Source organism: Acinetobacter sp. MD2 (assembly GCF_035615575.1).
Classification (GTDB): Bacteria; Pseudomonadota; Gammaproteobacteria; order Pseudomonadales; family Moraxellaceae; genus Acinetobacter.
The window spans coordinates 138,163-154,911 of record NZ_VTDK01000004.1; the positions used below are offsets into that span (position 1 = coordinate 138,163).

Below are 16,749 nucleotides of genomic sequence, written 5' to 3' on the forward strand. Positions count from 1 at the left end.
TTGTAAAATGTCAGTTCATTTAGATGAATTAGTTTCATCGAAAAAAGTCCTGCTCCTACAAGGGCCAATGGGAGATTTTTTTGCACAACTAGCAGATTGGCTCATGTTGCAAGGCGTAGAGGTTTATAAAATAAATTTTAATGGTGGTGATTGGTTTTATTATCATGCTAGAAAAAATATTTTTCATTTTAGGCAGAGAGCGAGTGATTTTTCAGGTTGGATTCAGCAATTTGTAGAGCAGCACCAAATTGATAGCATGGTATGTTTTGGCGACTGTCGAAAATATCATCGAATTGCAAATCGGGTTGCAATTAAACATAACATTAAATTCTTTGCCTTTGAGGAAGGTTACATCCGCCCTAATTACATTACTTTTGAGCAAGATGGGGTGAATTTTTTCTCAAATTTTGCCGAGCATTTAAAGCAAACACATGTTTCAAACACTATAAATGATCTAGATACATTTAGGGAAGTCGATAATAATTACCCTAAAATGTTACGTAGTGCATTTTTATATTATTTGATGTGGAGCTGTGCGCTTATTCTTTATCCGTATTATTATCATCACCGCTGTATGTCGCCTTTAATTGAATTATATTGTTGGCTTCTTTCGGCTTGGCGACGTTTAAAAAATGCATTTAGTGAAGAAAAGAGATTCTCATATTTTTTGACGCAGCAGAAAAAAAACTATTTTGTATTTGCCTTACAGGTACATAATGACTTTCAAATCCGCGTTCATAGCGATTTAAAGCGGATGGAAAGTTATATTGAACAGGTCATTCAATCTTTTAGTTTAAATGCTGAAAAAAATCGGCATTTGGTGCTAAAGCATCATCCTATGGATCGGGGCTATCGAAATTATCAACGCTTAATTCAGCAGTGTGCTGAACAACATGGTGTTGTAGGGCGAGTACATTATTTTTGTGATATTCATTTACCTTCATTACTCAAAGAAAGTTTGGGTATGGTGACTGTAAATAGTACAACAGGAATACAGGCCTTATTTCATGGCATTCCGGTAAAAGTATTAGGGCGAGCCTTGTATGACTTACCTCGATTAACCAATCAATATCCGCTATCGCAATTTTGGTCTGCACAAGGAACGGTAGATAAAACGTATTTCAATCATTTTCGTCATGAACTGATTGAATTTTCGCAATTGAATGGCTCTTATTATGGGCTCTCACCATGGATGACTTATTATCAGTCACCAGTATCAGATATTGGAATCACTACAAAAGAGTCAATGAAAGTTTAGTTTTGATCTGTAATAAAAAAAACAGCGACTAAAGTCGCTGTTTTTTATTGGTAAGCGAAAATTATTTCTTGGATGGCAATTTAAATGCCACTAAATAATCACCTACAGGGGTTTTCATAAAGTGATGACCGCCTGCCATAATGACAAGATATTGTTCGCCATTAATTGAGTAAGTCATTGGTGTAGCTTGACCACCAGCTGGCAATACAGCACTCCATAACTCTTTACCTGTGCGATTATCAAAAGCACGGATTTTATCATCAGTGGTTGCTGCAACAAAGGTTAAGCCACCCGCCGTAACAATAGGGCCACCATTGTTTGGCGTACCAATGTTAATTGGCATATGCGTTGCCATATTAAATGGCCCATTGCGTTCTGCACTACCTAATGGATGCTGCCACAAGATTGATTTAGTGTGTAAATCAATAGCAGTGATCATGCCATACGGTGGTTCGCTACATAACATACCTGTCGGGCTAAAGAATGCGGTGATTTTAACGCCATACGGTGTATCTGCCATTGGTCGACCAGCACCACCTACAGGTTTATAGTTTGGATCATCCATCGACTTTAAGCCCTCTTTATTGGCCTCTTTACGAGACAATAATTGAGCATACATTGGTGTGTTGTTCCAGTTGGCAATCATCAGACCACGGTTACCATCATAAGCATAGCTACCCCAGTCACTACCACCATTGTTACCTGGATACATAATCCATGGCTTGTCTAAGCTTGGTGGAGTATCAATGCCTTGGTAGTTGGCTTGACGATATTTAATACGACACATCATTTGGTCGATTGGTGAGATGCCCCACATTTTAGTTTCGTTTAAGTCACCAAACATTGCACCTAAACGTGGAATTTCAACCGAGAACGGCTGCGTTGGAGAACGTGGATCGTCTTTAACACCGCCAGTAGTTGGAACTGCTTTCTCTTCTACGCGAGTTAGAGGCTTACCTGTAACACGGTTTAAGATAAAAGTTTGACCTAATTTGGTTGGAACTAACATCGCAGGAACAGCTTTACCTGTGTTGTCAGGGTAGTCCATTAATGTTGGCTGTGAACCTAAGTCTTGATCCCAAACGTCTTTATGTACCGTTTGGAAAGCCCAACGTAAATCACCTGTTTTTGCATCGAGTGCAACTACAGCTGCATTGACTTTTTCTTCTTCTGGGCTACGCATTGCACTGTAATGGTCGCCTGCTGCATTACCCATTGGAACGTAAATTAAGCCAAGTTTGTCATCACCCACCATGGCAGTCCATGAGTTTGGTGTACCACGGCTATATTCTTGGCCTGCTTTTGGTTCGGTATGATCATTTGGACGTTTAACATCCCAGGCCCATTTAAACTTACCTGTTTCTGCATCATAACCACGAATTACACCTGATGGTGCCCAGCGGCGTTGGTTATCACGGACTTCTTGGTTGGTAATAACGGTGTCATTGACTACTACAACAGGGGCAGTCACGGCAGTAAAGCCCGGTGTTACTGAACCCATGCCGGTATTTAAGTCGGTCTGACCATGTGTACCAAAACCTTCACAGCTTTTACCTGTTTCAGTGTCGACCGCAATTAAGCGCATGTCTAAAGTCGCAACCAAAATACGGCTATGGCAAGCTTGATCACGTGGAATGACTTTAGATTCATAATAGGTTAAGCCGCGGCATGCAGCAGTATAAGGAACGCTTTTATATTGTACGCCCGACTTAAACTTCCAAACTTCCTTACCTGTAGCAGGGTCAATACGGCTGATATTGTTAGTGGCACTACAGACGTATAAGCCATTGCCGACTTTAATTGGGGTGTGTTCTGCCGCCCATTTGTTGTCTTTGCCCGCAGGTGGTAAATCGCCTGTACGATAAACCCATGCTTGTTTAAGCTCTTTAACGTTGTCTGCGTTAATTAACTGTAATGGCGAGTAACGCGTTGCATTGCTGTCACGCCCATAATGCGTCCAATCAGAGTCGGCTTGGGTTGGGTCTGAAACAGCAGCAGTTAATGGCTTGTCAGATAATGCTTGGCCTGACTCATAACTGTTGTGTGGTAAAAATGCACACACGCCGGTCACAATAAAAGCCAATGCAATAATTGTGGTTAAACTGTACGAAAACTTACGGCTCACACCACGTTCAATGTACGGTAAAAGCAAAGTCAAGAAAAATGCAAATACAGCAACTAGTGCTAAACGTGGTACCCAGCCCCAAAAACGGCTGCCTGTTTCATAAATCGTCCAAATGAGGGTAATCACAAAGAATACCCCAAATAATTTGGCACCAATGAGTTTGTTTTTAAATAAAAAGAGAGATGATACGGTTAAGATTAAGCCTGAAAGTAGGTAGTACCAAGATCCACCTAAAACTGCAAGATAACCACCGCCTAATAGCATAGGTAATGCTAAGAGCAAGAGCAAAACGGCAAAAATTCGAATAGGAATCATTGCACGTGTTGTTTGAGGAACTTCCATATATTTATCCTAAATAGATGGCTATTTCACTGCAAATAGAATATCAGCGCCTTTAAGCGTGATGAAGAACTTGAAGAATCGATGATAGAAATTGCAGGAAATGTATAAGGGCTTTATCTAAAAGATAAAAGCTAAGATTCCTCTTTTTATCTTAGCTTTTAAAATTTAGGCTTTGAGTACAGCAGGAAAACCATCTTCAGTTAACGCAGTGATAATTTGATCAGCACTGAGCTGGCTAGAAACATCCACCAGTCTTTTTTCTACATCAATATGAATTTCTGCATTTGAGTCGAGTGTTGTAATGGTTGCAGTGACGCTACGCGCACATCCACCACAGGTCATGTTTTGAATTTCAAATTTCATCTGTGTCTACCTGACGATTATTTTTCCTTATGGTAAAGCTTACCATAAGGTTAAGGTCAAGTGAATATTAATAGATTATAATGAGTTTCATTTAGAGGATTGACCTTCACCACGTGGAAAGGTTTAAACTTAAAAAATAGCGTTTATTTTGTTGTTTGAGGACGAATCATGTATCCATCAGCGCAAGACCATACACAAAATTTAAATATCACAGGAATGACCTGTGCCTCTTGCGTGGGGCGGGTAGAACGCGCTTTAAAAAAAGTGCAAGGTGTAATAGATGTCAGTGTGAATTTAGCCACTGAACAAGCTCAGATTAAAAGTGAAATTACTATTCAAGCTCAGCAATTGATTGATGCTGTAACGAAAGCTGGTTTTGATGCACATGTACCCGAACATAGTGTGGAATTAGATATTCAAGGTATGAGCTGCGCTTCTTGTGTGGGACGTGTTGAAAAAGCCTTAACTCAAGTGAATGGGGTTTTGGCGGTAAGCATCAACTTAGCCACAGAAAAAGCACAGCTTCGCTTAACTGATGATGTGATTGATGGTCAGCTTATTCAAGCTGTCCAAAAAGCAGGTTTTGCTGCAAATGTGGTTCAAGCACAACAACTCAATGCGGTGGATGAGCTTACCCAGCGTAGAGAGCAAGATGCTCAAAGCCTACAGCGCGATTTTTATATTGCTTTGGTATTGACCTTACCTGTTTTTATTTTAGAAATGGGTGGGCATTTAATTCCAACGTGGCACCATTGGATTGCCCACACACTTGGTACAAGCACAAGCCAATGGATTCAATTCATTTGTACCACGTTGGTGTTGTTGTTTCCTGCACGGCGATTTTATCAAAAGGGTGTGCCTGCCTTACTACGGTTTGCCCCCGACATGAATTCTTTAGTGACACTTGGAACTTTGGCCGCTTATAGTTTTTCTTGTGTGGCAATGTTTTTACCGAATTTATTGCCACTCAACAATCAGCATGTCTATTTTGAATCTGCGGCGATGATTGTCACCTTAATTTTATTGGGACGATATTTTGAAGCCAAAGCAAAAGGACGCACATCAGCGGCAATTCAGCATTTATTAGGGTTACAGCCCAAAACAGCTAAAATTATTCAAAATGCAGAGGTGCTAACGGTGGATATTTCACAGGTTAAAGTCGGTATGCGAGTGCTGATTCAACCGGGTGAGAAAATTCCAGTCGATGGTCAAGTCATTGATGGCAATAGCTTCGTTGATGAGTCGATGATGAGTGGTGAACCTTTAGCTGTTGCTAAAAAAACGGGTGATATTGCGATTGCAGGGACGATCAATCAGCAAGGAACGCTCACAGTCCAAACTACAGCAGTGGGTACTGATACTGTACTTGCGCAAATTGTTCGCTTAGTCGAGCAAGCACAGACCAGTAAACTTCCTATTCAAAGTTTGGTTGATAAAGTCACCATGTGGTTTGTACCTGTGGTAATGGCATTGGCATTGTTGACCTTTATAGTTTGGTGGTTGTATGGGCCACAGCCTGCTTTAAGTTTGGCTTTAGTGAATGCGGTTGCCGTACTTATTATTGCTTGCCCATGTGCAATGGGGTTAGCAACACCGACTTCAATTATGGTCGGTACAGGGCGTGGCGCAGAGCTTGGCATTTTATTTAAACAGGGTGATGCACTACAGCACTTACAACAAGCCAAAGTTGTGGCATTTGATAAAACAGGCACACTCACCGAAGGTAAGCCCAGTTTGACGGAATTGGATGTGTTAGCGCCATTTGATCAAACGCAAATTTTGATATGGGCGGCATCGATCGAACAGAAATCGGAACATCCTATTGGCACGGCTGTTGTTGAATATGCTCAAGTTCAGCAGATTGCATTGCTTGAAGTTGAACAGTTTCATGCCTTAACAGGGTATGGCGTGCAGGCAGTGGTTGATGGTCATCAAATTCACTTGGGTGCAGCACGATTAATGCAGCAACTCGGACTGTCTTTGAGTGTATTTGATGAAAAAATGCAGCAAGCGGCAAATGCAGGTCAAACGCCAATTTATATGGCTGTTGATGGACAACTCGCAGCAATGTTGATCGTGGCAGATGCCATTAAAACGACCACGGCAAGTGCAATTCAATATTTACATCAATTGGGCTTAAAAATCGTGATGATTACGGGCGATCATCACTTAACCGCACAAGCGATTGCCAAACAGTTAGATATTGATGAGGTTGTTGCAGAAGTTTTACCTGCACAAAAAGCCAAAACCATTCAAAAATTACAGCAACATTATGGCACATTGGCTTTTGTAGGCGATGGGATTAACGATGCGCCTGCATTAGCCGCAGCAGATATTGGCATTGCTGTTGGAACAGGAACTGATATTGCCATTGAGTCGGCGGATGTAGTGTTGATGTCAGGTAATTTACAAGGTGTTGGGCATGCAATTGCACTGAGTAAAGCGACAATTTTGAATATTAAGCAGAATTTATTTTGGGCATTTGTATATAATGCAGCCTTAATTCCCGTAGCAGCAGGCGCGTTGTATCCTGCTTATGGTATTTTGTTATCGCCCATGTTTGCAGCATTTGCCATGGCGATGTCTTCGGTATTTGTATTAGGGAATGCTTTGCGTTTAAAGCGTTTTAACGCGGTGTTCTCTCAAGGATGATTGTGATGAATATTGGTGAAGTGGCTCAACTCACTGGGCTTTCAAGTAAAATGATTCGTTATTATGAAACGATGGGGCTACTTCCCAATATTGAACGCAGCGCTGCGGGCTACCGTATTTATTCGGCACAAGACATTAAAAGTTTGCAGTTTATTGCCCACGCGCGCGAACTCGATTTTTCGGTGGCGCAAATTAAAGAATTACTGGCATTGTGGCGCAACCAAAGCCGGCAAAGTGCTGAAGTGAAACAATTGGCATTACAACATATTTATCAGCTAGAAAAAAGAATTGCTGAATTACAAGCAATGGTCGATCTTTTAAAAGAAACAGCCGCGTGTTGTCAGGGAAGTGAAGTTGCAGATTGTCCAATTTTAGAACAAATTGAGCAAGGTCAATATGACAGTTTAACTGATTAAAATTTGAGTCAACGCTTGGTTAAATCTGTGGTTATAATGCAGAGGAAATCATCAAGATGGATCAGTTATGTTTCAGCATGTAGAGCCGTATGCGGGCGACCCAATTTTAACGTTAATGGAAAAATTCCAAAAAGACCAACGCTCAAATAAAGTCAATTTAAGCATTGGGTTGTATTACACAGAAGAAGGAATTGTGCCGCAGTTAAATGCAGTGAAGCAAGCTGCGCTACGCACCAATCAAGTTGTAGATAAAGCCAAGCTATATTTGCCGATGTCTGGTTTAAAAGGCTATTGCGATGCGACACAAGCATTACTACTGGGTCAAAATAGCAAGGCAAAAGCAGAAAACCGTGCGGTGACCATTCAAACTTTAGGCGGTTCAGGCGCACTTAAAGTGGGTGCTGACTTCCTTAAAAAATATTTCCCACAATCTAAAGTGTGGGTCAGTCGTCCAACGTGGGAAAACCATATTGCGATTTTTCAAGGCGCAGGTTTTGAAGTGGCCGAATATCCATATTTCGATGCTAACACCAATGGCGTGGCATTCGATGATATGTTGGCGTGCTTAAAGCAACTTCCTGAGCAAGAAATTGTACTATTGCATCCATGTTGCCATAACCCAACCGGTGCAGATTTAACTCCTGCACAGTGGGATGAAGTCATTGCTGTGCTGATCGAGCGCAATCTTATTCCATTTTTGGATATTGCTTATCAAGGTTTTGCTGAAGATTTAGAAAAAGATGCTTACGCAATTCGTGCTCTCGATCAAGCAGGGGCGAAATTCTTACTGAGCAATTCATTCTCTAAAATTTTCTCTTTATATGGCGAGCGTGTTGGTGGCTTAACTGCCGTTTGCGACTCTGCGGACGATGCTGAGCATGTGTTAGGTCAATTCAAAGCCACCGTGCGTAAAATTTACTCAAGCCCACCGACTACAGGTGCGGTACTGGTCGATACTGTTTTAAGTGATGAAGCCTTAAAATTGGATTGGCAAGAAGAATTGCAAAACATGTGTAGCCGTATTGCACAAATGCGTACGATTTTGCGTGATGAACTCACCCAACGTGTACCAAACCGCGACTTTAGTTATTTGGTGAATCAACGTGGGATGTTCAGTTATACGGGTCTAACCGCAGAACAGGCCGATCGTTTACGTGAAGAATTCGCAATTTATTTATTACGTAGCGGACGCATGTGCGTTGCGGGCTTAAATAAAAACAATGTGTACTATGTGGCGGAGTCGATTGCCAAAGTACTTGCGGTTTAACTGTTTGTACTAAACAGCATACATGCCCCTATAAGTGAAATTTCAGTTATGGGGGCATATTTGAAGAAACTGTCTTCTTGTGAGTTTTTTACTTCCAAATAATTTTTTTGAACAAAATCGATATCAAAAAAGTCTAAGCCATAAAATAAACTGCCCACATTGGTAGATTGGGCATTGAAACCATTATGCCACGCATAGAGTTCTTTAAATGCTTTTGGAATTGGCTTTTGAATAGTTTTATTCTACTTGATTTACCTGATCTGTCGTTGCAGGCAAGTTAAACGATTCATGCGCAATTTTAGGTGCATGAATACACAGCCACTGTTCTATGCCTTGCAAATGTTGTTGAAAGGGGGGCGACATGTTTTCTTACTATCAAGTGAATTGAATTTGATCATATTTTAGCGCAGCGTTTTGTTGAATCAGCTATTTTTTTTGTAGTGAAACATCATGGTTTTTTCTTGATTATTGCTAATTTGAATACACAGTTTTTAGTTAAGTTTAATGTATAGGTTAGATTGATTTTTAATCGATGCTTGCCTAGTATAAATGACAGTAACAACGTGAATAAAACATCTTGATTGATGATGTATAGAACAACACACGAGGACGAAACAATGACAAAACAAATATTAATGCTGGTTGGTGATTACGCCGAAGATTATGAAACCATGGTGCCATTTCAATTTTTACTTGGCCTTGGTTATGTGGTACATGCCGTTTGTCCCGAAAAAAAAGCGGGGGATAGCATTGCCACTGCCATTCACGACTTTGAAGGTCAGCAAACCTATAGTGAAAAACGTGGGCATAACTTTGCTATTAATTATGACTTTGATGCGGTGAATATTGAGAATTATGTAGGCTTGTTAATTCCGGGTGGTCGTGCGCCTGAATATTTACGCATGTATCCGCGGGTGATTGAAATTGTGCAGCAGTTTGATGCGCTGAAAAAACCAATTGCTGCGGTGTGTCATGGGCCACAACTTTTGGCTGCAGCAGGGGTTATTACAGGTAAAACGTGCTCGGCATATCCTGCTTGTGCGGCAGAAGTGAAATTGGCAGGTGGGCATTATGCCGACATTGAAGTCACCGAAGCGGTAACCGATGGACATTTGGTGACAGCACCGGCATGGCCTGCACATCCTGCGTGGCTTGCCCAGTTTGTAAAAGTATTGGGCGCGCGGATTGAAATTTAAGTCTGTAAAAAATCCCGATAGCTGCGAACAGCAATCGGGATTTTTTAGTGTTTTAATGCATTAAAATTACAATAAGTTTTCATCAAACTCACGCAATGGTGCATTGCGTAAATGTTTCGGGTTGGCTTTAAAGTAAGGTGCTTCCGAACGTGGTAATTTTTGACCACGGATGATATCGGCAATTTTTTCGCCAATCATAATGGTGGTAGCGTTTAAGTTACCTGTAATAATTAGCGGCATAATGGAGGCATCGACCACACGTAAACCTTCAACGCCGTGAACACGTGCCTGTCCATCTACTACCGCCATCTCATCTTCACCCATCTTACAACTACACGATGGATGAAAGGCAGTTTCTGCATGTTCACGCACAAAAGCATCTAATTCGGCATCGGTTTTTGCGCTACGACTTGGGCTGATTTCTCGGCCACGATATGGGTCTAACGCAGGTTGCTGCATGATTTCACGGGTGATACGAATACCATCTCGGAATTCTTGCCAATCTTGTTCGGTCGACATGTAGTTAAACAAGATACTTGGGTGATCGTGCGGATTTAAACTTTTAATGCGAATACGTCCACGTGAAGGCGAGCGCATTGAACCAACATGGGCTTGGAAACCATGCTCTTTTACCGCATTCGAACCATTATAGTTAATGGCAACAGGCAAGAAGTGATATTGAATATTCGGCCATTCAAATTCTTCACGGCTACGAATAAAACCGCCTGCTTCAAATTGGTTACTTGCACCAGTTCCTTTACCTAAAAATAACCATTCCGCACCAATGGCCGGTTGGTTATACCACTGCAATGCAGGGTAGAGTGAAACGGGTTGTTTACACTCATATTGCAAGTACATTTCTAAATGGTCTTGTAAGTTTTCACCCACGCCGGGTAAGTCATGCACCACAGGAATACCAAATTCATCAAGCAAAGCTTTTGCGGCAACACCTGAGCGCTGTAAAATTTGTGGCGATGCAATGGTGCCTGCACACAGCAATACTTCACGGCGGGCATTGACCACTGTTGGTGTGGTATCGCTGCCTTGTAAATATTGCACACCAATGGCACGTTTACCGGAAAATAAAATTTTATCGGTTACGGCATGGGTTTTAATGGTTAAATTGGGGCGACCTTTGGCCATATCTAAATAACCACGCGCCGTACTTGAACGACGACCTTGTGGGGTCACGGTACGATCCATCGGGCCGAAGCCTTCTTGTTGATAGCCATTTAAATCGTCAGTACGTGGATAACCGGCTTGTACACCCGCTTCAACCATAGCGTGGAACAATACGTTATTGCCCGATTTTGGAGTGGTCACGCTAACAGGGCCTTGACTGCCATGGTAATCGTTGGCGCCAATATCTCGGGTTTCTGCTTTACGGTAATATGGTAAGCAGTCAGCATAACTCCACTCTTCTAAACCTTTAAAGGTGGCCCAGTTGTCTAAGTCCATGGCATTACCACGGATATAACACATACCGTTAATGAGCGATGATCCGCCTAAACCTTTACCACGACCACATTCCATGCGGCGGTTGTTCATGTGTGGTTCAGGATCAGTTTCATAGGCCCAGTTATAGCGTCTGCCTTGTAAAGGAAAGGCGAGTGCTGCCGGCATTTGGGTGCGAAAATCGAGGCGGTGGTCAGGGCCACCGGCTTCTAATAATAAAACTGAAACATCTGCGTCTTCAGTTAAGCGAGCTGCAAGGACATTTCCTGCCGAGCCTGCGCCAATAATAATATAATCGTATTCTTGATTCGCCATCGTTTCTATCCTAAATATTGAGGTGGAAATAGAGGGTGAAAGTGCCACGCACATCGCGTGCATGGCGAAGGAAATTAGAAAATTGAGCTGTATTCGCCCAATTCAACTTGAATGGATTTGGTGCGCGTGTAGTGGTTGAGGGTTGAAATGCCATTTTCACGGCCAACGCCAGATTCTTTATAACCACCTACGGGCATTTCGGCAGGCGATTCGCCCCATGTGTTAATCCAGCAAATACCAGCTTCAAGTTGGTGAATAATGTGATGCGCTTGTGAAATATCTTGTGTCACCACGCCCGCAGCCAAACCAAAAATGCTGTTGTTGGCACGGCTAATTGCTTCATCTATGTTTGAATAGCTTAAGATGCTCATTACAGGGCCAAAAATTTCTTCTTGGACAATTTTCATGTCATCGGTGCAGTCGGTAAATACGGTGGCTTGCACATACGCGCCTTGGGCTAAATTGCCTTCTTTTGCACGTTCACCACCAATTAAGAGTTTCGCACCTTGCTGTTTACCAGATTCAATATATCCCAACACTTTTTCCATGTGGGCAAAACTGGTCAGCGGGCCGAAGTTCGTATTGGCATCGAGTGGATCACCCATGCGAATGCGTTTGACACGTTCAACCACAGCGTGTTCAAAATCAGCTTTCATCGATTCAGGAACAAAAACACGGGTACCATTGGTACACACTTGTCCTGAACTAAAGAAGTTTGCCATAACGGCAATGTCGGCAGCGCGGTCAAGGTTGGCATCGGCACAAATAATCAGTGGTGATTTGCCACCAAGCTCCATGGTCACATCTTTTAAGGTTGAACCTGCGGCACTGGCCATAACTTTTTTGCCGGTTTCGACTCCACCAGTAAAAGAAATTTTTTCAATGGCAGGGTGTTCGGTAAGGTATTGACCAATTTCACGACCTGCACCTTGTACCACGTTAAATACACCAGCAGGCACGCCCGCTTCGGTATAAATTTCTGCCAGTTTAAATACGCTTAAAGGCGTAACTTCACTGGGTTTAAAAATCATCGCATTGCCTGCGGCTAAAGCAGGGGCAGATTTCCATAGTGCAATTTGAATAGGGTAATTCCATGCACCAATGCCTGCAACCACGCCCAAAGGTTCACGGCGGGTATAGAAAAAGCTACTGTCGCGCAAAGGCACTTGCTCGCCTTGAATGGCTGTTGCAAGACCGGCGTAATATTCTAAAACATCTGCACCAGTTACAATATCAACACTTGAGGTTTCGCTATAGGCTTTACCCGTGTCTAAGGTTTCTAAGTGGGCAAGTTCATCGTTACGTTCACGTAAAATATCCACTGCACGGCGTAAAATACGTGAGCGTTCCATCGCCGTTTTGGCAGCCCAAACTTTTTGACCCGCTACCGCGCTTGCAACTGCTGCTTCAATATCGGCTTTAGAGGCTTGTTGAACCGTTGCAATGACTTCGCCAGTTGCAGGGTTAATGCTGTCAAAGCTTTGACCACTTGTGGCTTGGACGTATTTGCCATGAATATAGAGTGGGTAAACAGAGGTGTCTTGCATGTTTTAATCTCCTTGAACTGCGCTATAAAGATGAAGTTGCATCTCTAAATAGCTATAGGCAATATGACGTGCTTGTTCAGCATCGAAGGATTGTTTTGAACCGCCTAAACTACCGCGTAACCATAATCCATCAATTAATGCAGCTAAGGCTGTGGCTGCAATTTGACTTTGTGTTTGCGGTAGAAGTTGTAAAAAATAAAAATATAAATTTGAATAAAGGCGGCGGTCGTTAATCTGCTGTAAGCGTTGCAATTCTGGTGTGTGTAAGCTTGCAGACCAAAACTCAAGCCACAGACGCATGGCTTGAGGCGTGGTTTGACTGTCATCAAAATTGGCATCAATAATTGCTTTAATTTGTGCTTGTGGAGATGCGCTCGCTTTACTTCGATAAGCATCTACTTTTATATGTAATATCCGTAACATTTCACGCATACAGGCTTTAATCAGCCCTTGTTTGTCACCAAAATGATGACTCACGATACCTGTAGAAAGTTGCGCTTGTTTGGCAATTTTGGCAATGGTGGTATTAATCAACCCTTCTTCGGTTGCAACGACAAAGGCAGCATCCATAATTTGTTGGCGGCGAATATATTCAGGTTGAACGCGAGGACGATTCATAGCAAAAAGGTCTTTGAATAAAAGTAAATGAACGAAGTAATTAACACACATCATCTCGGTTTGTGTTTACAACATGATACGTTCAATTGATTGAACAATCAATCAATTGAACGTATAGTCTATGTTAATCCTAATTATGAATACTTGTTGTTGATGCAATAGCATGTTTAAGTTTTATGGGTTTGATTGTAATTTAATCATTTTAAAGGGGTGTTTATGCAGTGCTAATTGAAATTAAATGATGTTTTTTGATAGCGATGTTATGGTTTAAACCATCATTATCAAAAAAATATCAATCATATTCTTTTATACAAACCGCATTTTAGATGTAGGTTTAACTTTAATCATGAATAGAAGAGGAAGAGATGGAATCATTAAATTCTTCCAGTACAGCGAGTTCAGCTGCACCTAAAGATCGTTTAAACAAAACGGTTTTTTATACCTCTGCCAGTTTGGTTTTGGCATTTTCATTTTTTACAATTGCATTTAATCAGCTTGCTGCACATACCTTAAATGTGGTGCTAGATTGGGTGAGTGCAACCTTTGGTTGGTACTATTTTGCCGCCGCCTCAGTTTATATTGTTTTTGTTTTATTTTTAGCCTGTTCGCGTTATGGCGATGTCAAACTCGGGCCGAAGCATTCTAAGCCTGAATTTAGCTTAATGAGTTGGTCTGCCATGTTATTTGCCGCAGGCATTGGCATTGACCTGATGTTCTTCTCTGTTGCAGAACCGATCATGCAATATATGCAACCGCCAGTGGGTGAAGGACAAACCATTGAAGCTGCTCGTCAGGCCATTACTTGGACGGTTTTTCACTATGGCCTAACCGGTTGGTGCATGTATGCGCTCATCGGAATTTCATTGGGCTACTTTGCGTATCGTTATAACTTACCCTTAACAATTCGTTCTGCCCTATATCCAATTTTTGGCGATAAGGTCAATGGAATGATTGGGCATTTGGTTGATATTGCTGCGGTTTTAGGCACGATTTTTGGGATAGCTACCACCTGTGGTATTGGTGTTGTGCAATTAAATTATGGCTTAAGTACTTTATTTGGTGTTTCTGAAGGCTTAAGTGTACAAGCTGCATTGGTGATTTTAGCGGTTATTATTACCATTATTTCTGCAACGACAGGGGTGGATAAAGGCGTCAAGTTTTTGTCTGAACTTAATGTCTATTTTGCCTTAGGTTTGGTGCTATTCCTATTGTTTATGGGCGATACCCATTTTTTACTCAATGCCTTGGTTCTCAATGTTGGCGATTATATTAGTCGTTTCCCAGCCATGACCTTAGACACCTTTGCCTATAACCAAGATCAATCGCCCCAAAGCAGCCAATGGATAAAAGATTGGACGTTATTCTTTTGGGCATGGTGGGTGGCATGGTCACCTTTTGTTGGGCTATTTTTGGCTCGAATTTCAAAAGGGCGTACCATCCGTCAGTTCGTTACAGGCACGCTCATTATTCCATTTATTTTTACCTTGGTGTGGCTTTCGGTCATGGGCAATAGTGCTTTGTCGCAAGTGATTCATGGCAATTTAGCTTTTGCTCAAGAAATTATGGCAAAACCTGAATTGGGCTTTTATAAATTGCTCTCAATGTATCCGTGGTTTTCCGTGACAGCTGTGGTTGCTTTTATTACAGGCTTACTTTTTTACGTGACTTCGGCAGATTCTGGAGCAATTGTACTTGGTAATTTTACCTATCGTTTGAACGACGTAAATAGCGATGCACCAAATTGGATTCGAGTGTTTTGGGCAGTGGCTATTGCCTTATTGACCCTTGCTATGCTCATGACTGATGGTGTCAGCTCATTACAAAAAGCGACCGTGATTATGGGTTTGCCTTTTAGTTTTGTGATGATGTTTGTGGTCGCAGGTTTATTTAAATCGCTACGGTTAGAAGATTATCGTGATCAAAGCCGCCATTTGAATGCCGCGCCTGTGGTCGGCAATGTTGATATTTTAAATTGGAAACAACGCTTAACTCGCGTAATGCATCATCCGGGAAGTAAATCGACCTTACGCATGTTAGAGCAAATTTGTTTGCCTGCATTGCAGGAAGTTGTGAGTGAGTTGCAAGCAAAAGGGGTGCAGGCTCAATTAATGAAAGTAGGGATCGAAGATGATGAAAAAGAGTTATATCATCTAGATTTAACGATTAACCTAGAGAACGAACAAAACTTTATTTACCAAATTTGGCCACAGCGTTATCAAGCACCTGAATTTAGTAAACGCAGTAAATTCGGCAAGGTGTTTTATTATCGTTTAGAGACCTTTTTGTTTGAAGGTAGCCAAGGTAACGATTTGGTCGGTTATAGTAAAGAGCAGGTGATTAATGATGTTTTGGATAAATATGAACGTCACTTAATGTTTCTGCATTTAAACCGTGAAACACCGGGTAAAACGCTCAATTTCCCAGATCCTTCGTCTTAAATTTAACTTGAGTTTGTTGTATGTTATCACCGTATATTCATTCATTCGTTTTATTTTTCACTTTGCTCAACCCTTTTTTAATGAGCATTTACATGATTGGCATGATTCGTAATACCGATGCCAAAATTTTCAATAAAGCATTAATTCAAGGCAGCTTAATTGCATATTTTGTGTTCTTGTTTTTTGCATGGGGTGGTGAGGCGATTTTTACACGCTATTTGAATGTGCGCTTTGAATCTTTCCAAATTTTTGGTGGGATTATCTTTTTGGTGATAGGTTATCGCTATGTGTTTCAAGGTGCAGATACTATTGGTGCAATCCGTGGTGCGCCTGAGCATTTGGCAGGAACGGTTGCCATGCCATTTATGATTGGGCCTGGCACGATTAGTGCTGCGGTGGTGACAGGCATGGAAATTGGTATGGCTAAAACTGCAATTGTGATGGCTATGACGCTTGGTTTAACGTGTATTATTTTAATTTTAATGAAATTTATGCACGATAACTTACGTTATAAACATGCTAAATATGTCGACTATTATTTTGATATTGTTGGGCGATTATCGGCGTTGCTGATCGGGTCAATTGCGGTTGACATGATTGTGACAGGCATGAGCCATTTAATTCATCCCAGTGTTTAATACACTTAAAAAAAGGAATAAAGCTAAGCTTTATTCCTTTTTTTATTTTATTTGAATAGTTAAAACGGAATATGAATGGCATTTGGAAACTGATGGGTTTGAAGCATATATTTGCAAAA

At 41.5% G+C, this 16,749-nt stretch carries 13 protein-coding genes; 7 read left to right on the forward strand and 6 right to left on the reverse strand.

What is annotated here, in order from left to right; all coding sequences use genetic code 11:
• Positions 1 to 7: 7 nt before the first annotated feature.
• Positions 8 to 1,258, forward strand: a complete 1,251-nt coding sequence (locus tag FXN70_RS07260; protein ID WP_324646796.1) for a capsular biosynthesis protein — start codon at positions 8 to 10, stop codon at positions 1,256 to 1,258.
• 61 nt (positions 1,259 to 1,319) lie between these two features.
• Here the strand turns inward: FXN70_RS07260 and FXN70_RS07265 are convergent, their stop codons facing one another.
• Positions 1,320 to 3,725 (reverse strand): membrane-bound PQQ-dependent dehydrogenase, glucose/quinate/shikimate family, encoded by a 2,406-nt coding sequence (locus FXN70_RS07265; RefSeq protein WP_324646797.1) that lies wholly within the window; start codon positions 3,723 to 3,725, stop codon positions 1,320 to 1,322.
• 165 nt (positions 3,726 to 3,890) lie between these two features.
• Positions 3,891 to 4,088, reverse strand: a complete 198-nt coding sequence (locus tag FXN70_RS07270) for a heavy-metal-associated domain-containing protein (RefSeq protein ID WP_324646798.1) — start codon at positions 4,086 to 4,088, stop codon at positions 3,891 to 3,893.
• Positions 4,089 to 4,256: 168 nt separating this feature from the next.
• On the opposite strand from FXN70_RS07270, the gene FXN70_RS07275 reads away from it, so the two are divergent.
• From FXN70_RS07275 to FXN70_RS07285, 3 genes are all read left to right on the forward strand, one after another.
• Positions 4,257 to 6,740: a heavy metal translocating P-type ATPase gene (locus FXN70_RS07275; RefSeq protein WP_324646799.1), complete on the forward strand. Its 2,484-nt coding sequence runs from the start codon at positions 4,257 to 4,259 to the stop codon at positions 6,738 to 6,740.
• A gap of 5 nt (positions 6,741 to 6,745) precedes the next feature.
• Entirely contained in the window at positions 6,746 to 7,156 is a 411-nt protein-coding gene (cueR, locus tag FXN70_RS07280; protein WP_324646800.1) for a Cu(I)-responsive transcriptional regulator, read from the forward strand.
• A 67-nt stretch (positions 7,157 to 7,223) separates the two neighbouring features.
• Complete coding sequence (locus FXN70_RS07285; protein ID WP_324646801.1) at positions 7,224 to 8,423, forward strand: amino acid aminotransferase; 1,200 nt, start codon at positions 7,224 to 7,226, stop codon at positions 8,421 to 8,423.
• Between the two features lie 237 nt (positions 8,424 to 8,660).
• Here FXN70_RS07285 and FXN70_RS07290 read toward each other — a convergent pair whose 3' ends face one another.
• Positions 8,661 to 8,786: a hypothetical protein gene (locus FXN70_RS07290; RefSeq protein ID WP_324646802.1), complete on the reverse strand. Its 126-nt coding sequence runs from the start codon at positions 8,784 to 8,786 to the stop codon at positions 8,661 to 8,663.
• A gap of 254 nt (positions 8,787 to 9,040) precedes the next feature.
• Between FXN70_RS07290 and FXN70_RS07295 the strand changes: the two genes are divergently transcribed.
• Complete coding sequence (locus tag FXN70_RS07295) at positions 9,041 to 9,619, forward strand: DJ-1/PfpI family protein (RefSeq protein WP_324646803.1); 579 nt, start codon at positions 9,041 to 9,043, stop codon at positions 9,617 to 9,619.
• Between the two features lie 66 nt (positions 9,620 to 9,685).
• Here the strand turns inward: FXN70_RS07295 and betA are convergent, their stop codons facing one another.
• The 3 genes from betA to betI form a co-directional block, all read right to left on the reverse strand.
• Complete coding sequence (betA, locus tag FXN70_RS07300; protein ID WP_324646804.1) at positions 9,686 to 11,389, reverse strand: choline dehydrogenase; 1,704 nt, start codon at positions 11,387 to 11,389, stop codon at positions 9,686 to 9,688.
• Positions 11,390 to 11,463: 74 nt separating this feature from the next.
• Positions 11,464 to 12,936, reverse strand: coding sequence for a betaine-aldehyde dehydrogenase (gene betB, locus FXN70_RS07305; RefSeq protein WP_324646805.1), 1,473 nt, complete (start codon positions 12,934 to 12,936; stop codon positions 11,464 to 11,466).
• Positions 12,937 to 12,939: 3 nt separating this feature from the next.
• The gene (betI, locus tag FXN70_RS07310; RefSeq protein WP_324646806.1) at positions 12,940 to 13,554 is read right to left on the reverse strand and encodes a transcriptional regulator BetI; all 615 of its coding nucleotides are present in this window, start codon (positions 13,552 to 13,554) and stop codon (positions 12,940 to 12,942) included.
• A gap of 365 nt (positions 13,555 to 13,919) precedes the next feature.
• Between betI and FXN70_RS07315 the strand changes: the two genes are divergently transcribed.
• Together FXN70_RS07315 and FXN70_RS07320 are read left to right on the forward strand one after the other, a co-directional pair.
• The gene (locus FXN70_RS07315) at positions 13,920 to 15,992 is read left to right on the forward strand and encodes a choline transporter (protein WP_324646807.1); all 2,073 of its coding nucleotides are present in this window, start codon (positions 13,920 to 13,922) and stop codon (positions 15,990 to 15,992) included.
• A 20-nt stretch (positions 15,993 to 16,012) separates the two neighbouring features.
• Complete coding sequence (locus FXN70_RS07320) at positions 16,013 to 16,630, forward strand: MarC family protein (RefSeq protein WP_324646808.1); 618 nt, start codon at positions 16,013 to 16,015, stop codon at positions 16,628 to 16,630.
• Positions 16,631 to 16,749 lie beyond the last annotated feature (119 nt).